The 21,666-nt window shown below is 51.2% G+C and carries 21 protein-coding genes, 1 tRNA gene and 2 pseudogenes; 8 read left to right on the top strand and 16 right to left on the bottom strand.

The genetic code is table 11. From position 1 onward, the window contains the following. Window positions 1-858: complex I NDUFA9 subunit family protein (locus AC2FNC_RS03775; RefSeq protein ID WP_496714660.1), on the bottom strand; the 858-nt coding region annotated here is incomplete at its 3' end. A 201-nt stretch (window positions 859-1,059) separates the two neighbouring features. Here AC2FNC_RS03775 and AC2FNC_RS03770 point away from each other — a divergent pair. Continuing rightward, a tRNA-Leu gene (locus AC2FNC_RS03770) sits at window positions 1,060-1,146 on the top strand. A 423-nt stretch (window positions 1,147-1,569) separates the two neighbouring features. On the opposite strand, the gene AC2FNC_RS03765 is transcribed toward AC2FNC_RS03770, so the two are convergent. Next, a complete protein-coding gene (locus AC2FNC_RS03765; protein WP_496714659.1) occupies window positions 1,570-2,232 on the bottom strand; it encodes a hypothetical protein in 663 nt (220 codons plus the stop codon). A gap of 589 nt (window positions 2,233-2,821) precedes the next feature. On the opposite strand from AC2FNC_RS03765, the gene AC2FNC_RS03760 reads away from it, so the two are divergent. Continuing rightward, window positions 2,822-3,865 carry a hypothetical protein gene (locus tag AC2FNC_RS03760; protein ID WP_496714658.1) on the top strand — a complete coding sequence of 348 codons (1,044 nt, stop codon included), beginning with the start codon at window positions 2,822-2,824 and terminating at the stop codon, window positions 3,863-3,865. Here the strand turns inward: AC2FNC_RS03760 and AC2FNC_RS03755 are convergent. Next, entirely contained in the window at window positions 3,862-4,008 is a 147-nt protein-coding gene (locus AC2FNC_RS03755; RefSeq protein WP_496714657.1) for a hypothetical protein, read from the bottom strand. The two genes, AC2FNC_RS03760 and AC2FNC_RS03755, sit on opposite strands and share 4 nt — an antisense overlap. 126 nt (window positions 4,009-4,134) lie before the next feature. Here AC2FNC_RS03755 and AC2FNC_RS03750 point away from each other — a divergent pair, with 126 nt between their 5' ends. Then, entirely contained in the window at window positions 4,135-4,440 is a 306-nt protein-coding gene (locus tag AC2FNC_RS03750; protein WP_496714656.1) for a hypothetical protein, read from the top strand. Between the two features lie 12 nt (window positions 4,441-4,452). On the opposite strand, the gene AC2FNC_RS03745 is transcribed toward AC2FNC_RS03750, so the two are convergent. Continuing rightward, window positions 4,453-5,340, bottom strand: a complete 888-nt coding sequence (locus AC2FNC_RS03745; protein WP_496714655.1) for an OST-HTH/LOTUS domain-containing protein — start codon at window positions 5,338-5,340, stop codon at window positions 4,453-4,455. A 362-nt stretch (window positions 5,341-5,702) separates the two neighbouring features. Between AC2FNC_RS03745 and AC2FNC_RS03740 the strand changes: the two genes are divergently transcribed. Beyond that, complete coding sequence (locus tag AC2FNC_RS03740; protein WP_496714654.1) at window positions 5,703-5,933, top strand: hypothetical protein; 231 nt, start codon at window positions 5,703-5,705, stop codon at window positions 5,931-5,933. 451 nt (window positions 5,934-6,384) lie between these two features. Here the strand turns inward: AC2FNC_RS03740 and AC2FNC_RS03735 are convergent, their stop codons facing one another. The 3 genes and pseudogenes from AC2FNC_RS03735 to AC2FNC_RS03725 all read right to left on the bottom strand — a co-directional run. Next, window positions 6,385-6,684, bottom strand: coding sequence for a hypothetical protein (locus AC2FNC_RS03735; RefSeq protein ID WP_496714653.1), 300 nt, complete (start codon window positions 6,682-6,684; stop codon window positions 6,385-6,387). A 10-nt stretch (window positions 6,685-6,694) separates the two neighbouring features. Then, complete coding sequence (locus AC2FNC_RS03730) at window positions 6,695-7,375, bottom strand: ParA family protein (protein WP_496714652.1); 681 nt, start codon at window positions 7,373-7,375, stop codon at window positions 6,695-6,697. 277 nt (window positions 7,376-7,652) lie between these two features. After that, window positions 7,653-7,811, bottom strand: a pseudogene (locus tag AC2FNC_RS03725) (integrase core domain-containing protein); the annotation flags it as partial. 112 nt (window positions 7,812-7,923) lie between these two features. Here AC2FNC_RS03725 and AC2FNC_RS03720 point away from each other — a divergent pair. After that, a complete protein-coding gene (locus AC2FNC_RS03720) occupies window positions 7,924-8,676 on the top strand; it encodes a hypothetical protein (protein WP_496714651.1) in 753 nt (250 codons plus the stop codon). Further along, window positions 8,666-9,076, top strand: coding sequence for a hypothetical protein (locus tag AC2FNC_RS03715; protein ID WP_496714650.1), 411 nt, complete (start codon window positions 8,666-8,668; stop codon window positions 9,074-9,076). Before AC2FNC_RS03720 ends, AC2FNC_RS03715 begins: the two co-directional genes overlap by 11 nt. 56 nt (window positions 9,077-9,132) lie before the next feature. Here AC2FNC_RS03715 and AC2FNC_RS03710 read toward each other — a convergent pair. The 9 genes and pseudogenes from AC2FNC_RS03710 to AC2FNC_RS03670 all read right to left on the bottom strand — a co-directional run. Further along, window positions 9,133-9,204, bottom strand: a pseudogene (locus AC2FNC_RS03710) (IS66 family insertion sequence element accessory protein TnpB); the annotation flags it as partial. Beyond that, entirely contained in the window at window positions 9,201-9,581 is a 381-nt protein-coding gene (gene tnpA, locus AC2FNC_RS03705) for an IS66-like element accessory protein TnpA (protein WP_496714649.1), read from the bottom strand. The gene tnpA and the pseudogene AC2FNC_RS03710, both read right to left, overlap by 4 nt. A 157-nt stretch (window positions 9,582-9,738) precedes the next feature. After that, window positions 9,739-10,749: a hypothetical protein gene (locus tag AC2FNC_RS03700; RefSeq protein ID WP_496714648.1), complete on the bottom strand. Its 1,011-nt coding sequence runs from the start codon at window positions 10,747-10,749 to the stop codon at window positions 9,739-9,741. Continuing rightward, window positions 10,727-11,509: a hypothetical protein gene (locus tag AC2FNC_RS03695; RefSeq protein WP_496714647.1), complete on the bottom strand. Its 783-nt coding sequence runs from the start codon at window positions 11,507-11,509 to the stop codon at window positions 10,727-10,729. Before AC2FNC_RS03695 ends, AC2FNC_RS03700 begins: the two co-directional genes overlap by 23 nt. Window positions 11,510-11,644: 135 nt before the next feature. Then, window positions 11,645-12,331, bottom strand: coding sequence for a thymidylate synthase (locus AC2FNC_RS03690; protein WP_496714646.1), 687 nt, complete (start codon window positions 12,329-12,331; stop codon window positions 11,645-11,647). 10 nt (window positions 12,332-12,341) lie between these two features. Continuing rightward, the gene (locus AC2FNC_RS03685) at window positions 12,342-13,424 is read right to left on the bottom strand and encodes a thiamine-phosphate kinase (RefSeq protein ID WP_496714645.1); all 1,083 of its coding nucleotides are present in this window, start codon (window positions 13,422-13,424) and stop codon (window positions 12,342-12,344) included. Next, entirely contained in the window at window positions 13,417-14,301 is an 885-nt protein-coding gene (locus AC2FNC_RS03680; RefSeq protein ID WP_496714644.1) for a viperin family antiviral radical SAM protein, read from the bottom strand. The genes AC2FNC_RS03685 and AC2FNC_RS03680 overlap by 8 nt, the downstream gene beginning before the upstream one ends. A gap of 335 nt (window positions 14,302-14,636) precedes the next feature. After that, window positions 14,637-17,936 (bottom strand): NACHT domain-containing protein, encoded by a 3,300-nt coding sequence (locus tag AC2FNC_RS03675; RefSeq protein WP_496714643.1) that lies wholly within the window; start codon window positions 17,934-17,936, stop codon window positions 14,637-14,639. Window positions 17,937-18,011: 75 nt separating this feature from the next. Then, on the bottom strand, window positions 18,012-20,342 hold the full coding sequence (locus tag AC2FNC_RS03670; protein WP_496714642.1) for a hypothetical protein: 2,331 nt from the start codon (window positions 20,340-20,342) through the stop codon (window positions 18,012-18,014). 223 nt (window positions 20,343-20,565) lie between these two features. Between AC2FNC_RS03670 and AC2FNC_RS03665 the strand changes: the two genes are divergently transcribed. Both AC2FNC_RS03665 and AC2FNC_RS03660 read left to right on the top strand, forming a co-directional pair. Beyond that, window positions 20,566-20,976 (top strand): hypothetical protein, encoded by a 411-nt coding sequence (locus AC2FNC_RS03665; RefSeq protein WP_496714641.1) that lies wholly within the window; start codon window positions 20,566-20,568, stop codon window positions 20,974-20,976. Continuing rightward, window positions 20,973-21,608 carry a hypothetical protein gene (locus AC2FNC_RS03660; protein ID WP_496714640.1) on the top strand — a complete coding sequence of 212 codons (636 nt, stop codon included), beginning with the start codon at window positions 20,973-20,975 and terminating at the stop codon, window positions 21,606-21,608. The genes AC2FNC_RS03665 and AC2FNC_RS03660 overlap by 4 nt, the downstream gene beginning before the upstream one ends. Window positions 21,609-21,666 lie beyond the last annotated feature (58 nt).

The following is a 21,666-nucleotide window of genomic DNA, read 5'->3' as shown; positions in this document are numbered from 1 at the left end:
CTTGGCCGCGTCAGATACCACGTTGTCATGACGCAGATTCCTGACCTGGTCGCGGGTCAGAATGTTGTTCGGGAACAGCTGGAAGCTGACGAATTTCGCAATATCCAGCACGCCCGCCATAATCCGGGCAACAAAAAACGGAAGACCGACAATGATGCGCCGCCGGTGGATCACTTCAAGCATCTGTTGCATCAGGGCGCGGAAGGTTTTCACTTCCGGCCCGCCAAGCTCGTACACGCCCGGCTCAGCCTGCCCCAGAATACCTTTGACCGCTGCCTGGGCCACGTCGTCCACGTAGACGGGTTGGAATTTGGTCTCAGCACCAACCACCGGCAGGAACGGACCCATGCGGGTCATCCCGGCAAATCGGTTAAAGAACTGATCCTCGGTACCGAAGATCACAGATGGGCGAAGGATCACTACATCCGGCATGTGCTTCAGCACACCCGCCTCGCCCAGCGCTTTGGTCCGGGCATAATCGCTGGCCGCGTTTGCATCTGCACCTATAGCCGAGATATGCACCATTCGACCAATGCCCTGCTGTGCGGCCAAGCGCGCAATACGCTCGGCCCCTTCGGTCTGAACGGCATCAAACGCGTTCTTGCCCAGTTCATTCAGCACACCCACACAGTTCACCACGACATCGGCGCTCTGCATTGCCAGCGCGACCGAGGCGTCATCGCGGATATTGCACAGCACAGGCTCAACCTGTCCCACGGCGCCGTAGGGTTTCACGAACATGGCTTCGTTCGGGCGTCGTACAGCCACCCGCACACGCCACCCCTCTCTCGCCATGCGCCGCGCGATGTAGCGACCGACAAATCCCGATCCGCCATAAATCGTCACCAGTTTCGACATGAGAGGGCTCCTGCTGAGAAATTGCGCCCTAGAACTAACGCCCGCAGGCCAGCCAAACAAGGCACTAATTCGCCGCGCCGGTCATGAAATAATAAGGCCAAAACTTCAGTTCGAAAACCGAACTTAAAAAACTTTCAAAATTCATTCAGAATCCGGTTGACGCCCCACGCCAGTCAGCTTAAACGCCGCTCCACGACACCTGCCCAGGTGGCGGAATTGGTAGACGCGCTAGCTTCAGGTGCTAGTGTCCGTATGGACGTGGAGGTTCGAGTCCTCTCCTGGGCACCAAATTTCCCAAGCAGATCATTACTAATTCATTGATTTTGTTTGATTTAGTTTGGATTTCGACCGCTTCCACCCAATGAATTGTATCACATTTTGTAACACATTTGCGACTTCTAGCATGTTACCCGGTCGCCACAACGCAAGCGGAAATTTTCTTCTAGACAAAACTCAGAATCGAAGCGCCGATGGGCGGAATACTCCAACCTCTATCGTTGCACTTTTGGTGAGGAACACCCGTAGAAATCTGCATATTTGGACTTCTAGATAGAGGAAAGCCGCCAACAAAATGTCGGCGGTATTCCTGAAGTCGGTGAGTTAACGGGAAACTTTGGCTGTAGTGTAGGTTAGTTCGCGCTCGCGATGGCTCGGATTCTGGACATCGTATCTAGGCCTTGACGCCTTTCATCAATTTCATGCTCCAATCTTTCAAATATCGGAACGTAAAGTTCGCCGTCTGACCTGCCTTGAATAGCTTTTGCAACGTAAATCTTGTAGTTCTCTAAGTCTTTTACAGAAACCTGCATGGGCTGTGCCTCTATTTTGTCGTGCCCTGCTTCTATCTTTTTCGGGTTTATCAATTGTTAAAGATTTTTTGCCTTTGGCTCTCGGGGAAACTTGCGGAGCCCGGTTAGCAGCAAGCGGCCCAATTCTTTTGAAAGAAAACGCACTGGAATGGCTGGCCGCCTTCAGAAGCCTTTCGTGAGCTTCCCATTCATTGATTTCGCCAGCACTGACAAACCCTCCAATGAGTTGGGATTCACTGTAAATCGCTTTGTTCCCATGCGTTCCTCTGGCAAGCTTTGCACAGGATTTCGAAAGTTGGGCTTCGCCTTTCTTTGAAGTGATTGTCTTTGCTGAAGAAGGATTGGCATTCAAAGGTAAGGGTTTCGAAGGCTTTCCTTGCGTTGCTTTGCGCTTGCTTCTCTTCACTTCTTTTGGAAACGCTATCGAAGTCGTGTCCAGCCTTTCTTTGTCTTTCCTTATGTTCCCTATCCTAGGCTCAGGACTTCGGTAATGAGAACGGCGGTGAGAAAGTCGACCACGGTAGCGGTGGGATGACCCTGCTGACATCGCTTCCGCAGTAGCCATCGCGCTTCAGAATATCGAAACGCCAGGCTTCAGATCGATATCGCAGATACCTATAAAAGATCGCCAAGATCTGCGTCCGATTTTTGAGATAGGCCGGACTCGCCATGGTCGCCGCTTATCCGTACGCCGGTCAGGAGATTCGCTTCCGTGGTGAGCAGCCCAGATTTCTGGCGCCTGAAGAGATGTGAGACTGGGTCGAATTTTTGGTGTTAATGTTGGTGGGCTTCAATACAGCTGAAACCAAGTCGGCCCAGTGTTCTCGTGAGCGAGAATTGGGCTACATGGCTAAAAGTCGCCTTGCTGAACTGCTGTCATCAGCATCAGAATTCGAGCTTCGCAGAGTTAGGTGCGCCTGCAAGCCAGGAACTGAAGAAACCCAGGCGTGCAACTTCGGCAGACTCTGTGGACGTCTGTATGTCGATGGCCAGGATGTCGGAAGCAAACTGATTTCCGAAGGGCTTGCTGTCAGATACATCTGTGGAGCGACAAGCTGTCCACCGCGGCCGGGAAACTGGTGCGGTTGATGGTAGCTTACCGAAACACGACTTGGTCAATTGCTTGGACCCATTGAAACTACAGAGCCAACAATATGTTTTTCTTTCCAGAGCCTGAGGATGTCTACAAAGTCGTCGGTGGCAATCTGACCTCTGACCTTCTGGGAAGTAAGAATACCAATGAGAGAGCTCACATGGCCGCCAAGCGCGCTCGTGAGAAGAAGATGCCAATGTCGAAGATGGCGAAAAGTCGAGGTGGTCGGGACGTTCTGGACGCTCTCTATGACAAGATGAAAAGATTGAATTACGGAGAGGGTGATGTTGAGTTTTTCAATCAGGCGCCCGAAAGCGAAAGGGAGTCTGATTGGTCTCGCTTCCTGTTATCGGCCAGGGTGAAGAACTGGGCTCCTCAGACCGCAGACTTCGTAACGAAGCTGGCCAGAGGGTCTATTGTTTGTCACGCCCTTTGGCAGGCGAACCGGCGCTCCGAGGCAATTGACATGATTGCTCAGCTGCCCTGGGCTCATACGGATACAATGCAGTGGTATCTGAGCGCACTTCGGACCAATGAGGGAGATTTATCGGATAAGTGGCATCTTCCGGCGCGAACCATGGGGCTGTTTGCGTGTCTTCGGATGCTGATGATCGAAGGGGCGGAAAGGCATCCTTCGCAGGACTCCATCTGGAGCTTTTCAGATATGCTTGCTTCCAGGAATTCTGAGACTGGTAACCTTGAAGCCATCCGGTACTTCTTGGATCGCGCCAAGGAAGTTAGTTGCATTGAGACCAATACTGACTTCTACAGAAAGGCGTTCAATCTCTCCGCAGGGCCTGGTTCAGACAGGGAGGCCAAGAGATACCGGGCGGGGACCAGTATTCCGACCCATGGGACTTGCCTCAAGGTTCATGCGAACCTGAAGAAGGATATGGATGAGAGATCGGCCATGGCACTCTTTACACTCGCAAACACGGCCAGCTTTTGTCAGCGGGCGTTTGAAGGTCTGCGAAAAACCAGCAACCTGACGCTTGATCCGATCTCTCCCTTTGACGACTTTCGGGAACTTCAGGCAATGCCTAAAGAGAGATTGCAGGAGGCTCTGAATCTGGAGACCTCCTACTATCCCGCTTTGCCCCCTTAATCGTCGTCGTAGACGCTTTCCCAGTCATCCGGCCGCTCGTCATAGCCGCGGTCGGTCCAATATGTGTCGTGCTCTGGATCCAACTGCCTTGAGCGATTGTCAATCTCGTCCTGGCTGTGATTATTACCATCAAAACGTCCCATATGCTGTCCTTTCGTTGCTAGGGTGACCTCAAGATATGACAAGCAAACAGACCCTTGGAGTGGGGAATTGGGAACAAAACATCGGGTTTTGTGCCTCGCCCTAACGGAGGGGGGTAAGTCCCCGTTGTGCTTGATCAGCGTGTAAGCTCGAATCCTTATGAGGCTTTGAACATCATTTTAACTGTGATGTGGGAAACTGCTGGGGCACCCAAAAACGGAACGAACAAATTGGACAAACTTGCGACCGTAGAATTGCCCTCAAGCGCCAGCAACACTTTCGAAATACTGGCCGTTTGCCAAAAGGCTGCGCGGCAGTCTGGAGCCGGACAGGATGAAATTCTGGCTTTTCTGGAAGAAGCGACATCCGGAGATCGTGATTTCGCGTTGGCGACTATCAAAAAATATTTTGAAGTGCGGCTGTCTGAGTGGTGACGAGCTTCAGTTTTATTCCTCAAGCGGGCGAGAACGGCCCATAGCGGTACAATCCTTCTCTCGATAGCGCGCAATGCGCTGCCCATTAAATTCAAAATACCGAAGCTCTAAATGAGGCACACTATGCACTACCTGTCGCCAACTGGAGCATCCATACTTGGCAGGCAACTCCTTGGGGTAACGCTTAGCAATCCATTTGGCAGCCACATCAATGGATGCCCAGCCATCGGTAGCCACCGCACTAAATGCTTCTTGCAAGACGCTTACTATGCCTGAAGCATTCCAATCGACTTTTTCGTCAGCAGAAACTCCGTTGAAAAGTGCGTCCTTGAATTTCTCTGATTGCAATATCTCTGACAGTGCGTGCCGAGTTTCCACCGTATCTTTGGCATAGTCGCGAAGTTGCTCGAATTGTTGGTCGATACGGTTGTATGCTGAGACTAGGGCATCTTGCGCGGCACGACATCCATCCGACGTCTCGAGGTCGTGTTGGTCGAAAAAATGGTGAACTAGGTTGTTCCTTAGCTGGACCAATTCTCGCAGTTCACGCTCTACCCGGTCAAACTCTGTGCCCGGTAGGGCGATTGTCATCTGCATGGCGAACGAATTGACGTTCTCAAGTGAGTTGTTTTCCATCTCTCCGGTTGGGTCGATCTTGTCTGCAACCACATACGAACCAATGAGATCGCCGACCAAGGTGCCAAGCGTTTTGCCGGCCGTAGCGTCAATTCGTGCGGCCCTTACAGGTTCCAAGTCATCAACCGGTCCTGAAATCTTGTGACCAGCCACCATGGCTTTGATCAACCGCTCAAACTGTTGCACCCGTAAAATGCATCGCCCCAGCAGTCGCTGTACTTCGCGCTGAAGTGTCGACAGGTCTTCGTCGTCCAACTTTGCCATACCACCATTCGGTCTTTTTCCTGCTCATATGAAACATGTTTCGAGCCGAAATGCGATGCTCAGGCTCAGTTTATCGTCAACGAAGTTTTTACACCCCACCAACACTCGGCCTCACACCGCCCAATCTACCCTAAATACAATCTAACTTGCTCCTTGCATCCGCTCGCCAAAATACCTTTGCGAGGGGGTGCCAAATGCCATCAAAACAAAGTTTCAGACTGTATCGCGACATCGTTCTAAGCGAACCAAATCAGCCTGTTTGGAGCGCCGTCGGCAAAATCGATGAAGGCCGGTTTCTTCTGCTTGGTCAGCTTGAGGTCTACTCGAAGGCTGAAGGCGCCCTATGGCTGGAGATCAGCCGAATGGGCAAGGAGATCGGCAAAAGCAATCGTGGCAAGCTCGATGTCCTCAGGCGTAGAAGAAAGGACACCGATCCGCATTTGTTTGGTTTTCTGAAGGTCCACGAGGAAACCTATGCAGCGGCGGCTTGGATGTGCCGAGATATCGAAGACGCCAAATATCTTCATCTGACCCTTCTGAAAACAAAAAAGCCGCCCGTTCCGAGGGCGACGCTTTCAAAATCTTCGATGTGAGCCACAACGCGGGCTCTTGATACCGGCGTTCAGAACAGGGCTCTTTCTCTTATCTGGTAGACCAAAAACTGCATGATGTCCTCCTGATCACGCGTGGGGGATCAAATGATAGACTTCACCGATGACCAGCGAAACATGAATGATAACAGCTGCGATATGCAACTGATGATAGGCCTCTTTGATGAAATGGAACATGTCGCCCCCTCCCGTTCTTGGATGCGTGATTTCTATCTCGCTATCCAGCATATGTCAACATCTAAGCCTTTGAAATAAAATACTAATATTCTAATCTTCGCCAAATTCCGGGTGCTCAAATTTGGCTTTAGTCTCTTTTCAACAAATAAGAGGGCAGCGCCAAAAAGAAGAGGGCGTCACGAAAAAATATGAGACGAAGAAAACAGCACAGCTCCCCACACAACGAAGGTGAGGAACTGGGCTCTTTTGGCAGGTTTTACAGATCGAATGATTGCCCGTTTTTCTCGAGGTAAGCGATCAAGGACAGCTCGACAGCCCGAACAACAGCCTGCTCCTTATCCTCACGGACCGCATTCCATGCCGCATAAAGACCTGGGTTTACGCTGACAGAAAGTTTTTGCGTGCGTGCTGCGGCCCTGCGTTTACTTGGGCTCATCTGTGGTTGGGCCACCAAGCTTGATTTGCTGGTTGAAACGCGGGGAAAACCCATGTCGGATTGCTCGACTTTGTCAACATCGCCGAGACCAGGCATGTGGTTTTGTTTTGTGTCGTTCATGTTTCTGTCCTTAGGCTGCGGCAAGAATTTCGGAGAGGGTGGCAGAGATTTCTTGTGCAAGGGCGGCGACGTTTGCATGCGCTGATTGCGGGGAGGAGCCCTGGAACGCTTTTGGCAGCTCCATGTAGTCACCCCCAAAGCTGACCATTGCTTGAAAGATCGGCCTATGTGCCAGTTGAGTTGCAAAAACCGGCGCGTTTGCTTGCCGCAGGACGGACTTGATTTCCCCAGTGATGCGGTGTTCGACGGCCCCAGCTTCTGTCTGATTTAGAAGAACTCGAGCCGCGATTTCGCGCTTCAGTACAAAGCTTTTCTGGCGAACTTGATTGAGCACCTGGACAGCCGCCAACGCATCCAAGCGAGATGCCTGGGAGGGAATAACTACAAGGTCGCTGACCAGAACAGCGTCGATTAGCGATGCATCGTTGGATCCCTCAACATCGATCAACACGTAGTCATATTGCGCGGCAGCCGCGAATGCCGCCTCAGTCAAGTTTCGTTGTTCTACCTGATGAACGGTGAGATTGTTGGGCAAATGTTTGGCGTTGGCCCACTCGGACAACCAGAGTTTGGGGTCTGTGTCCAGAATACAAACGGGCATCCCAGACCTTGCAGACTCAAGGCCCGTCAGAATGCAGGTTGTGGATTTTCCGCAGCCACCTTTTGGTGAGCAAAATGAAAGTGTTGGCAATGGTATTCTCCTCTGGGAATTTTTTCCAAGAGGATACCAAGAGAAGGTTTCGGAAAGATTTAGTTCAAAATGATTTAGATTGCTGGGGAAGAGAGGCGAAAGAAAGAGAAGAGATTTGAATAGCCACGTCCGAAATTGCAACTCCTATCCCCGCTCCTAACGTGACCGGTTTCGTATTGTTGGTCGCCATCCATGATGCCTACCATTTGTTGTTTTTCTTTCCGGATGCAGGAGATTTTTCCGTTGAAAGGGTCTCAGTGTTACACTGTTTGAAGGTCCCTGTTAGGTAGATTTTTAGCATTCGCCCGTTGAAACTCTCGCAATAGCCGTTCTTACAAGGCGATCCGGGCTCGATGTAAGCTGTTTTGGCCCCGACAGCTTTGATCCAGCCCCTGACAGCCTCAGCGATGAACTCAAGGCCGTTATCGGATCGGATAAACTTTTAACACAGCGAAAGGGTGCGCGACCTTTCGTTTTGCCACAGACAGCCTTGGTGGTAGTCTTTCAAAAGCAAGCAGTGCTACGGAAGTTCTAAAGGTTGCGTTTTTATGAGCAAATTCAGTAAACTTACAGTCGTATTTGGTATTTATTTTATGGCTTTCACTTTGGCACTTGCCGTGGGAGTTGATCCAAGCAGCCCAGTTCGAATTCTTGCCGCGTCATTGGTGCTCGCAGCTGGTCTGACCCAAGCATCTCTCGCGATATCAGGAAAGGGCGTAGAGAGTATTTTTTTTGCTTTGTCTGGGTTGCTGACTTTCAGTCTGGGCGTGGCAATCTACGGACACATCCTTGACGCAGTAGGGACGATCAAAGCCATTGTCGTTATCGTTGTCATGGCTGGCAGCATCAATAGGATGGTTTGGTGTTTCACTTTTCGAGGCTCGAAGTTCTTTTTCCCAATTCTTGGGGCGAACACGGCAACAATTCTACTTTTGTGTATTCTCTTAGTAAATACTTGGGAACCATCTGACATTAACTACATGGGATTACTTTTTTTGGTTGTGGCTGCTGATCTCTTGTCAAACGGCGTGATTATGTTGGTGATGGCCTTTTTGAGTAGGGAAACTGAATGCGCCTTTGAGGGCGCAGAACTTGAGATTGGTGGGACAAACACTGCTGAACATTCGGTATTGGGAGCAACTCGTTCAGCAGAAATTCAGTCTATACCAGATACATTTGAAGTGAATGTCTATTTGGATTTGAATGATGAACGAGCCGTGGAGGTTTTGGCCAAAGCTGCTGATTCATATATGAATTACTTGGGGTTTGCCTCTGAGGCGGAGAAAACTCGTGTTCAATAAGATGTTTCGTGTTTTCAAAAGAACAGCTCAGACAAAGGAAGTTACCGACAGGGCTGCCGTTGCAGAAGATGTTCTATTTGGCAAAGCGTCGTCAGCTGATTCAGAAGCAGTACTCGCGGTTGCTCAACTTACCACCAACCTCTGCAACAATAAAAACACGGGCGTAGTAGATGGGTACTTTTTCATCTACTTTAAAATAAAACTAGAAAATGACGAGTTTCAGATATTTTATAAAAGGTTAAACGTCCGTGAACGTGTGATACTAAACGACAAACCATCTCTCATGCTCAACCCTCAAAGGATTCTTAAGGAATTTGAGAATGCGCGGCCCGTTCCAATCGAACGCTGCGAAGAACTAAGGACTTTGTTCCTCGCTCATTCAGATAAGGATGCGGGGTAGACCTTTGACTTGCGTTCAATTTGGGTTCGCGCCTCTCGTTAGGTGCACCTTATGTTGGCAAAACCCCGCCGCATGTCCGTGACACCCGCCGCCAGCCAGACGCGTGTATTGCTGGGAACCGGGATCAAACCGCCAGACCTTGCACCAAGCTGACCACAGCGGCCAGCGCGGTCGGCCCTTCGATCAGGATGCGCCGCCCGTCCGACAAAGTGATGTCCACTCGGCTGGCCGACAGAGAGGCAGATGGAGACGGCATTGGCACGTCGATGGGCCGAGGTTCGCGGGTAACATCAGCCTCGATCTCAATCGGCAAAAACATCGCTTCTTGAGCGGACGCATCAGCCTCTGGCGCAAACCGCGAATCCTTTAGCCATTTGAAAATAAAGTTCGCATTGACCGCATAGCGACGCGCCACCTGCGCAACCGACATCCCCGGCGTAACCGCCTGCGCACAAATCTCGCGCTTCTCCTCATCCGCCCAAAACCGCTTCTTCCGCCTGCTCATAGAGTGCCTCATGGTGTCCACTATCGATGGTGGACACTTAGTCCCCGCTAGCGGCAAGCGTTAGGTCGGGTTCAACGGACGCTTACCTCCTAACTAATGGGTGAGGATAAAAACTAGGCAGCGCCGACAAGCATGTTGAACGCATTGATGCCGGCGTTCAGTCGGCTTTGTATAGATCGCGCATTTTGAAAATCTCCTCTAAGGCTGCGTCCATAGCGACGGCCTTGTCTCGGAGGGCTGCGGTAAGCTGTTCCCGTTTCTCCGCTCGATCTTCGTACAGCATTTTTCTTAGCTCATCCTCGAAGTCTTCCCTGTTGAAGTACTCATCGATGTTCACGACCACAGCATCTGTCAGTAGCCACGCAGCGGCCCCTCCGACAACACCGCAAACCGCGGCTCCCGGGCCGCTCCAAGAGCACAGGAGCGCGCCGCCACCGGCGCCGGTGAGCACACCGCCACCTTTTGCCAAGCCCTTGGCAGAGGCTTTAGCTGCAACCTTCGCCGCAAGCTTTTTGGCAATAGTTGCCGAAACCAGTTTGAGCGAACCGCTTCCCACGATTCCGGCTGCAACTGTCGCGAGGGGCAACGTTGTGTGAGCTCTGGAAATCGCATCTTGCAAGACAGCGTCGGTGACCTCGCCCAAAAGAGGTGTTGCTCCCCCGGGTGACACTTGCTGCGCTACCTGCTTCTCTAAGATGCGCTGGTACTCCTCAACGTACCGTTTATCGAGTTTAGCAGCGGCTTCTGTCAGTCGTTTTTCGAAGCCGTCAAACAACCGCTCGTGTATGGCATCGCTCATTTGGCCTGTAGCTGCTGACGTCAGCTCTATGTACTCTCCCAGAACTGAATAATGAAAATCTGCATATGCCGGAATGGCGGCGTATGCAGGAGCATAAACGGTATCGAGATACGCATTGATATCCGGGGCAACCGCTTTCTGTGCCGAAATTGCAGTATCGCTCAAAATTGTCTGAAGCATTGTTGGTTCAATTTCGACCGAATGCTGGGGAGAGGGTTTCGTTGTTTGAAAACTGCTCGCAACAGTCAAAGCGAGCGTCGCAACAGCCAGCAAGGCGACAGTCGCCCAGAAGAAACGCGATGCAATCACGTTTTTTGCGTTCACATCGGAAGTTGTTTCAGTCGGGTTAGGAGGTGATGTTTGAGTCATCATTCCTCCCTTTCTCAACCGAGACAAACGACATCAAGACAGCACTCGTTCGTGCAGCTACAACGCTGATCAGAGCCGCATCAATGCTGTACCAAAAAGAAAACCATTTGGGCGTGCCTTTCTGAACCACAAACCAGAGCTTGCCGTATTCGAGCGCATATAAAGGTGCCATAAGCTCCGCAACCCATCCTCCACGTTCCGGCATTTGTTCCAGTCCGAGCTCCAGGGCTTGCTTCAAGCCTACGGTGCGGATCTCTCCGGAATGAGCCGTAAAGTTCCAGTCAGCCCATGCAACTACAGGTATGAAAAAGCCCGCAGCAACAAGTGTTCCTGTCGACAGCGCATTCATTCGAGCGAACGGAGGAGTGAGATGATCAAGAAATTTGCACTCGGAAAACGCGAATAGGAGAGCCGCAGAAAAGCACAAGAAAGCAAGCAGCAGCATTTCAGGGTACGTGGACGAGATCACATGCCACGCCAATAGTGGAACCGCTACTACTGTGAACGCTGCTGCACCTAGAAGCGCACGAAGCCTTCCAGTAATCAGCCATGCCAATGGCGACCCATCCTTGACTGCCACCTTGATGCTAGCACGAAAGACCGCAGCACTGCTCCAAAACAAACCGGTGAAAAGTAGCGCTGCAAGGGGCGCCAGTGCGAGCAAACCCCAATCGGTCAAAGTGTACAATCTTGCCCAAAGATACAGCGACAAGGTCACTACTAACATGACCCCAATTGCGTTTCCTACCTTACCAGTCATTCGTCCTCGCGTGTGTCATTGATCGACACTCCTTGCTTGCGCTCCAAAAGAGCAGATCCAAAAGAGCAGAAATGTCAGATCACATCGGAACGACTACAACTCAGCAGCTGAGGGACCTAACCCGGAGCGCTACCATCACGAGTAACCTCCACGAATAGACTTCGGCCCATGGGTGTAGAACAAGTCGACATTTTCAAATTCCAGGCCCGCTAGGATGTTTTGCGCATGGTCATAGTCATACTCATAGATGTGTGGAGAAGCCGCATACCCTGAAAGATTTCCGACTTTGCAAGAAAGCTTTAAGGCCATTCTTGCTTGCAGATCTGCTAGTGCCACCAAGTTCGCATATTGTCTTCCGACTACATTTTGGCTTCGAAAGAAAAAATGTAGGTCCAGGAAGCCCTTTCGTAGTTTTGCATCTAAACATACCAAGCACGGAAGGTTTGGTGAGCCATCACCCTCCGAAAGTAGAGAAATCGTTGCTGATTTTGTCTCCGGTTTCCGGCGTATTCTTTCGACCATCCATGCGAACTGGTCGACACCATTTTTGGAGTAGATCAATTCGCCGTACGTAAATGGCCGGTCACTCATCTTCGTTCCTGTTGCGAACTTTTTCATCATTCGAGCCAGCACTTGGGGATCGCCCCAACGCTCGATGATCGGGTCTTCAACCCTCGGCTCTGAAATCGTGAGAGACAATCCTTGGCGCAATTCTAGCAATTGAACATCCTCGTCGAAGTGGATCTCTCCATCTTCCTGAACGGCGCGGATGGATTTTTTCCAGGCCTCCCCAAGCGTTTGCGCACAAACGGAATACACCATTGACTTCTTCCTAAAGGACCGGCCCAAGAAGTGGGGGGTTGCTTGCCAAGAACTCAAAGTAGTTTTTGTTTTCAACTTGAGAGAAGGCATCATTCTCCAGAAGGTTTAGATGCCGAAGCTGGCAGTCCTCACCCCTTGCTGCAATGGTTCGGCCAGCCGTAAAGAACCCAATGGTAGAGAGAGTAGCACCGAACTCCAATGCAATCCTTCGCGCTCTTTCAAGGTTCTCTTTGGGAATCGCGTACAAAAACTGCCAGTCTCCGTTGGCTGAAATCAAACTTTCGCGGTTTATTTCCATGCTCGACTTGGCAAAACGCCAAACGTCTTCCGCCACCGGGACGTCGTTGACGTCAAGCGATGCGCCAAGTCGGTTAAGCTTGCACAAATCAAATATGGCGCTCGGGAGACCGTCACTGATATCCGTGCCAGCTCGTGCAACTCCAGACCGTGACAAAGCCAGGCCTAACTCGATTGGCGGATGCTGGTTCACTAAGGCGTCTTTAAGTCGCGCTTGTAAAAATGCAGGTATTTCAGTGCCAGTTTGATAAGCGCGAGCAGCCGTAAACATGGTGCCCAATTGTCCCGTCACGACTAGTAAATCCCCGGCCTTTGCTCCTGATCTGGAAAGGCGTTGAGAACGCTTGACCTTACCCATTACAGTCACGACAATCGCAACGCTTGCGTTTTTCTTGGTGTCCCCGGAAGCAATTGCGATACCCCACCTGTCGGCAGCGCTTTCCACACCATCCATGAGGCGCTTGGCGTATCCAAGCGTCGTTTCTTGAGGCAACAGCAGGCAAACCGTCAATAGATAGGGATCACCGCCTGCCACGGCGACGTCGCTGACAGCATGTGAAACTGCTAAATCTCCCACTGCTTCAGGCCCTGCCAAACCAAGCTTAAATGCCAGGTTCTCGCCACTGCGGTCAGTGTTTAGTACGGCAACCTCATCTCTTGATAGGGCCAGATCGGCGAAGCCAGCATCGTGCCCAACTCCGTCCAATAGAACGCCGTTTGGGCGCAGGCGAGTGATCAGCTCTCGTACGACCTGCTTCTCGCCAAGTTCAGCGAGAGTTGCGCAATCCTTAGACATCTTTCTGCCCTTCCTTGGCTTGCGAATATCTGCTCAAATACGTTTCGGCATCGAATTCCACATCCCTTAAAGCCACGGCAGCGCCGTCCTGGAGAACGGGTTCACTCTGCATGAAACTAGAACCCTCTCTCTGGTAGAACCGCCCTTCCGGATTCAGCATAAGATACGACCGATGCATATGTTCGTTGTCCTCCGGAACAACCTGACCGGCAACCCCCTTGTGCCTTTCGAGGAATTTTTTGTATTGAGAATCCGTTATTTGGCGCCTTTCAGCGCCGTGAATTGGTATCACTCTTAATGCTTTCCAACGGTCGGGCTTCAGCTCCCCGAGCGGCCCAGTAAGATCTTCTCGCACGTTCTCACGGCAAACCACAGTATTCACCTTGATCATCGTCTCAGGAGACACCTCCCTGAACATTGAAAAAATGCGATGAAACCGCTCCAAGCTTACTTGCTGACGCTTGTTGTCTATTCTGCCGATGTCCTCATTAACTTTGGGCGAGAAACTATCGATGCTAAAACCAGCGACAGAAATTCTCTTTCCGAATTTGGATATGAAATCATCGGTTATGAGCGAACCATTACTGATGAACGAGGGCCGGAGTCCGAGATCCGAAGCCAGCTCAATGGCCTGACCAAGGTCTTTAACAAGAAATGGCTCTCCTCCCGCAAAGTTTACTCTGATCGATTTAGGGAGAACGTGTCCAGATTTAAGCTTCAGAACACGCCCTTTAAGCAAACTCAGCTCTAGTAGAATATTCTTATAGATGTGCTGAAAGCTAGGCTTCTGGCGATATTTTGCGTAGCAAAAGTAGCAGTTAAAGTTACATGCTTCGAGTACGTGCCAGTTTATCGTCAACTCGGGAATAGTTAGCATGTTTGCTCACCTCGCTTAGAACAGTGTCGGTTCTCCGAAAACCTGATCCCGTTTCCACAGAGCGTGGGACGCCATAACTCGAATAGAGCACGCGCCTCGGACACCGATGAGAACGGCGCACCGAAAGTAGAGATTTGGTTCAGGTTAAGTTTCGAAGTTGAACACTGCGCTTTGCATCAACATAAAGGTGAGTTGCGCAGGATTGCGTCGATACAGCATGACGCCGCACCGATACAAGCACGGATGTCCAACTTGCACCAAAACAGTGGTATCACGCTGGGAGGTGCGACAAATTTGCAACAGTCTCACGATGTAAGCGTCTGAGCCCCTCGCCATTATCGCACTCGTCCGTGCGTTACAGCAAAGCTCCATGTTTCGCGCCGGCCGTTGTAACTTGGCGCAATGGCGACATCCAATGCTACACCACGCGAAATCATAGTATTTCCACCGGTACGAATGTCAGACAGGCGGAAGTGTAGATCACCGTCAAAGTCAGGATGCGTGGCAAAACCGAAGTTTTTCTCGGTGTTCACCTTTTTGACAGTCACAATCCATCGCCGGTCTCGTAGTTCTTCTCGCATCCGTTTGCGAAAAGTCTCATCGGACAACTGATCATTCATGTATGTAAAGCGGTTCTTTCCAGCTTTAGCATGCCTTCCACGACTAACAGCGTCGCTCCTCACTGGCCCTGCCAAATCCGTTGGAATATCCTCATACGCAAGCAGGCCAGAGGAGACCGCGTCGCTCAGTCGGCTAACTTTTTGAGCTTCCCGCAGTTTTTTGTCCAGCCAAAGGTCAACCACCAAGCGTTTACGATCTTGCTCAGTAAGATCTTCCCGACAAACCACTTTTTCTTTCGCCAGCCGTAACGCGTTCATCATCGACATCCGCTCAATGATCGACCTCAGTCGATGCTCATCCTCACGTATCATTTTGGCGGTGATCACTCTTTCTCGCACCAAGATGCTCAGCAACCTTAGTGAAAGCGTTCTCTCGTCAGCGATTTTTCTCAGCTCGGTCGGGTAAAGTTGAAGCATCCTCGGGACAAGCTCCCGCCCTTTCTCTTTTTCAGCGGCAAGAACGCCTATCAAATCCAGTTCTCGCTGTGCTCCATTCGACCGCGCGACCGCGCGAGCCCAAGAGGTCAGAAATCTTTCCGCGCTGATCTTTTTTTGTCTTCGCAGCGCGCACAATTCCGATGCAGTGGCTGTTGAAAGCACGCTTGAAAGGGTCGGTGTTGGGGACACCCCATGTAGAAGTCGAAGGGCGTCACTCAAGTCTTTGGCGTCCCAATCACCTCCAGCCAGTGCTGCGGGCAACAATTCTATCCACGGGAAAAGGCCAGGGCTCATTGTCTTCTTGAGCCGGTCCAGCCTTGTCCTGCCTGCTTGGTGAGATTGCCCCGCATACCAAAATGCGCCGCTGCGTAATGTGGATTCCAAGTACAGTGGGAGAGGGTATTTGGGTGGCGTTCTGGCTACTATGGAGGCTTCCCGTTTCTCACTGGAAGCATCCAAATCAAGCAGAATTTTTACGACACCATGTGTCCAAAGATTTCCTTCAAGGCCGACTGGCAGACTTTGCCAAGAACCTCGGAAGGAGACTGCTGTGATTAGAGGATCCACCTCCAATGCCGCATCGACAAATGTGCTCGAAAGCTTGTCAGTGAGCTCAAAAGTGAAAGCAATGGGCATTGACCAAGTCCCTGACTTGTGCGCCGCATTCCCGATTATGGCTTGAACATCGATATCTTCGTGGCGAGCGGCCAGGTACTCCGCGCAAAGATACTCTTGTACAGTTTCGTGCCAAAAACTGATCGTATTTCTTACTTCGTCGTAGACCAGAATTGGGCCCTGTGTGGCCCAATCTATAAAGCGGTCCACTTCCCTACCAAAGGATCGTTTCAATACATTTCGGACTTGATCTCTAGAGTAGATCCGCGCGCCAGACTGTCGGATCTGGAAGGCAAGTTCAGCTAAAGCTTGGAGTGTTTCCTCCTTACCCCAAGACAATTCACCGAGCTCTTGAACGATTTTGTACTCTTCACGCCGGCGCCACGTTTCCAGGAAACGCCTAAAAAGCGCTGCTCGTCCCTTCGGGATATCCTTCGTCTCACGCGCAACTTCAGCGACGATTCTGAGGAGAATAGGGCTGCCTGCGATGCTTGCAGCCGCTGGTTGCTCGTACAACTTCCTAAGTATTTCTTCGGCATGTGCACCTTGATGCAAGTAGTGGCGAAGGAACTCCAATTGCTCCGACCGCCTCAACGGTCTGACTTCGAACCTAGGGAGTGTGAGCTGCGATGGGATATTAGTAGACCGAGTGGAAACAAAAGCTCGTGCCTTTGGGTACTCGGCGAGTAAGTTGGCAATTTCAGATGCGCATCTGTCTTGGAGTGCATCCGGGCATTCATTGAACGCATCAAGAAGAAGCGTCACTGAACCTGAAGCTATTTGCGGAACAAGATCTTCCCAATCAAGTCCACAGCTGGTCTGAAGTAGATTGGATAGCCCACCGCAGTCATAACCTGCGAGCGACGCAATTAGTGGCCAAACTCGACCTGAGTTCCAGTTTTCAGTTTCTTTGAGCATTAGCTGCAAGAAACAGGCAGTTTTTCCTGATCCAGCATCACCGACTAAGACCGCCCGTTGCTTTTTTCTCATCAGATCAACAACCGGACCACATTCCAGGTCACCAATTGACTTCGGTTGTTGATTATCGACTGAGCCGTGCTTCGGCTTGCGGCCGTCGTTTAGCCACCCCTCATGCTGGTCGCGAAACGGCTTTGGTCGTGTCTTTTTCGGTTTTGACCGCAAGCCTGGCAATCCCTCGGCCCATAGCTGAATAAATTGAGATGCAGACGAGTGCTGGGTTGCCAAGGCACTCAGGTACTGACGAATTTCCGGCTCCAATGCGTCAGTGGGCCTTGCCAAAGGCGCCTTTGACAAGAACCGTTCCCAAGTTGTGCTGACTTCCTGCTCATAGCGATTTCGATGGGCCTCATGAGCTTGTACTGCCGGGATGTTATTCAGGTCGAGTTCGACAACTTTTCCGACTGCTCCGCGTTGACGGACAAACACTTGTTTCTGCACGAACTGGCTTTTCGCAACGGTCTCAACTTCGACGTACCCAATCCCTCTAGGAACAGCGTCCACAAAAATCGCCAAAACCGAGTGTTCACCATAGGAGAACTCGTCTAACTCGATAGATCTTTCCAGCAGGTGAAGATTTGACAACTTAAGTGTCTTGTCGCCGCGCACCTTCCAACCATTCTCGCGCAGCAAAACCCTCTGAAGAAAGTCACGTCTAAAGGCTTCAGCACCCTTCTTGGTTCTGACATTGCCGGGGTCGCTGGCTTCGATCCCAACTGGCTTACCGTCATCCGTTAGGCCCAATAGAACGACACCGCCTATTGAATTCGCCAATTCGACAACGGCCTTCGCGACATGCCAGCGGTAATCCCCAAGGGTGTATCCACTCTTCACCGCCCCGCCTTTGGGCTCCGTCGCAGCCTTCAACTCAAGCCATTCCAGCTCTTCTCTGTCCGCCAGTGTTAAAAGCTTGTTCAAACCGCCTAGCGGATGTTTAAGAATGCGCCGCGCTAGGTCAGAAGCGGTTTTTGGTTTACTTCCCATTTTCTAGAGGTCCATCCCAATCGCTTCAGGTGATTTGTGTCTTTCAAGAGTCGCCGGCTCGCTAAAGGTAAACACTCAATGGAAATTGAATGGCAAACAATTCCCAAGATGCTTCAGAAGCTTTGAATGGCTCAATGGAGATCTTGTGTTTTCTTCTGCGAACGCCCTTAGGGCGGAGTGCGGCGCGCGAGGCAACCGTTTCTCTAAGTATGCGCGCTGTTCCTGGCTCGGTGAGTCAACGCCCATCTCAAGGCCGAGTATGTTTGCTAAAGTTCGCAGAACCTCCGACATCCATTCCAAGGTTGGTCCATGCTCGGCCTCTTCGCAAGCCGCAATGGCATCCTTCATCAAGTTCAACGCCAAGTCCGGGCGATTTTCCATCTGAAAAAGCCAAGCTCGATAGGCAAGAATAAGAGGCCACGGATGGTCCGCGCCAACCTGCCATAGCGCGCTTTGACTTAGATACTCCTTACGTTCTTCAGAGAGCTCGCGAGGAAAAGAAACCAAAGACCGCAGCCACAAATGCTGGTCAAAGCGACCATCTTGCCCGCTTTGCGCAAGGCGCTCACCATTTCGCTCCGACTGTGCATTGTCGAGATGTTCCCGCAAACCTGAAATGAACCGCTGCACCGACGTGGAAGCCTCCTGATCGGTCGACAAAACGCTGACTGAATCCATTTCCGCGACCAATCGATACCTGGAGGTTTGCAGAACTTCGATCTGCGCTTGAGACCCATCGCTCAAACGCGAGAAATACTCCAATGCCTGATTGAAGTGTCCCAAAGCCTCGTCAGCTTGCCCCTCAAAGGCTTCCAATTGCCCCAATGTGGATAGGAGCTTTCCGTAATTTCGTAGACCGGCAACGGCAACTGGTTGCGCCAACCAGCCATTAAGACTGTCTTTCAATGCTCCAAATTCATAAAAGTTGGTCGACATACTGGCCATGCGCAAGACCGCTTCACAAGCTAACTGGGGCTCTTCGTCTCTCAAGCCCTCGCTAAGACTCAAACACTCTTTGAAAATTTGAATATCGAAATCGCCCCTGTGGTTGCCGAGCGCGAGTTTGCTACTCAATAGCTGGAGTTTCAGAACATCAGGAAGCGATTGATTGGCAGCCGAATATTGTTCAAGCCACCCAATAGCATGGCCTAACTCTGAAAGCTTGTATTGCTTTCTTTGAAGCCGACTTTGAACCTCATTTAAGTATAGAGTCCATTGATGTGGATACTCCTTTAACTCGAGCCCGAGGCGATCAAGTTCGCGATTCAGAAATCCCTGAGCTGGATCACTTTCGGCAGCGGAGCATAATAGATACCAGTCCTCCGCAGCCAAAGACCCCCGGTCTCGCAATGCCAAGAAAAGATGGTGAAGGCTGCTTTCTTTCGTTTCAACAAGACAGTGGCCAAGAAGCGATGACTTCCTCAACCGATCTTTGTTTGGACTTCCCCAAGTGTTCGCAATTGCGTCCACATAACCATTCATAGAATGGTTCTTGTCCATGAACTCCAAGGTCAACTCCAGATCCGAAAACCTTGCGGGGTCGAGCGCACGGCATTCGCTCTCGATTTCACGGCTACTGTAGAGCAAGTTCTCGCTTTGTCGGTCACCACCACGCTGTTCAATCAAAACTTGAACTTTGCAGCCACCTTCGGAAATTGGAACAGGTAGTTGAAGCAGAACCCACCGAACCAGGTGCAGGACATGGCCCAGCCAGTCCACGTGTTGCGCGCTTCTGCTGTTAACGCTGAAACCAAAGATTCCAACAGGAGCATCCAAAAGCCGCTGTAGGATCTCGTCTATCTGTTCTGATGGGGCCTCGGCAGCATGAAAGAATTCCAAGGGACGCAGTTTTACATTCGAGGGAACCGCTAAGGCGACCAGCCTGCCAACGTCTTTGTTCGCGTCGTTCAGCTCACTCGCACTCTCGTCAAAGATGCTTCCACTTTCATCGATGTAGATCGTCCAGTTCAAAGCCGCGCTTTGCCGGCGCAAGTCATTTGGATGCCCGCCGTCCACCAATTGCGCTCTGACATTGGAGGTTTGAGAACCGCGAGGTCTACGAGCACGCTGCAAATTCTGGTAATCAATCAGATCCGCGAGTTTTTTGTTCAGGTGGCGCGCGATCTTTTTGTCTATCGACTGCTGTTCAACCGACTGGAGCCACCGCTCAGCCTCGTTCTTGCCGCGTTGCTTGAAGATGTTTCCCAGTTGCCTTCCCAACTCAAAAGCCTGTTTGCCAGTTTCCATGGCTTCTAGGACGTTCTGCCCCGCATCTTGGCCTAGAATGCCTTCTTCAACTGCATTCCTTAGCTCTCTCAGTTCGCGGTCGTTCTCAGGCGTTTTACCCCAAGCCGAATTCCGAAACGCGATCCAAAGCTGATCCCTTGCACTTTTGTTCTTGGTCACACTTCGCTTCCTGCCTTGAGAGTATTTACGTGTTCAATATCAACTCATCCGCGTGCAAGTTGTCGAGGGGGGAAGCTCAGTGGCCCTGACATTTTTTGGCTTGTTGGTGGTTTGCGCGGTCGGGACTTCTTGCAAACTCTCTTGCCCCTTGCAACCCGCCTCCCACCTCCACTTTGCGCACGCTCATAACAAGTCGTGCAGCTATCAGAATTGGAGAGGAAGAATGATCAAGGTAAATACCAGAAAACAAACAAAAATGGTGGGGATGCGGATATCCGATGACTTCCATAAGTTGCTGTCACACGGAGCGGAATCTGAGGGCATCTCGCCAACAGCGTACGCTCGTCTCGTCTTGGCGCGGACCCTGAATTTTGAAGACACGCTGCCCGAAACCAAACCTCGTAAGTCGCCAAGGAAAAAGCCGATATCGAAAGACATCCAGTCTGCAATTGAGGTGTTGGGCCTGTTGATCGATGTACGGATGAATCTGTCATACCTGTCGCGCGAATTATCTGAGGCGCACACATTCAATCCGCTCAGGGCTGGCCAGGTTGTCGAGCACGGCAAACGTATCGACGCCATTCAAAGAGATGTCGATCTCATCCGCGCCCAGATCTTGGGAGAGCGATCATGATTATCAAATCAACGCGCATCCCAACTGCGCATACTAGCCGGATCGCTGCTTATCTTGCGGAGCCTGCGGACAACGAAACTTCAACTTGGATCCGTGGGTGCCCACAAGATCTCCTAATGTTGGGTGAAATCTCCAGGATTGCCGGCAAACAGTATGGCGTCAGGCACTTTGTCATTTCACCAGCCAAACCCATGAGCCGGCAAGACCTCGCGTGGATGTTTGCTGAAATCTGTCGTGAGTATGAGGTTTCGACAAAATCGGGAAACCGAGCTTCCATCGTTGAGCATGTGAAGCAGCGCGCATTAGGAATTGGCAACGAAACACACTGGCATGTCACATTACCTGAATACGATGTGGAGAGCGGTCGAACACTGAGCAGCCGTTTCTACAAAGTGCGGAATGAGAAGTTAGCGCGCTTATGCGAGATGACGCTTGGCCACCCCGTTGTACCAGGACAGTTCAACAAACAGGTTTATCGGGCTCTGGCAGACGAAAAGCCAAACCTAGACCTTGCTCCGCTTGAAGACGCGTTGCGGAAGGCTGTCGTTGAAGCTGGCGAAGACGAAAGTAGGTGGTTGGACCATCGGGCCAGGAAAATCCGCAACCGGCTTGCCCTAGACTTGGCTCGATAAGAATACCTTCGAACGAGATTGCTACCAGAAACGCAGTTGCTTGCCCAACACGACATCA

The organism is Ruegeria sp. BHSA123 (assembly GCF_059613425.1).
The sequence above is the reverse complement of the archived record's forward strand: the minus strand, read 5'-3'. Positions and strand labels throughout refer to the sequence as shown.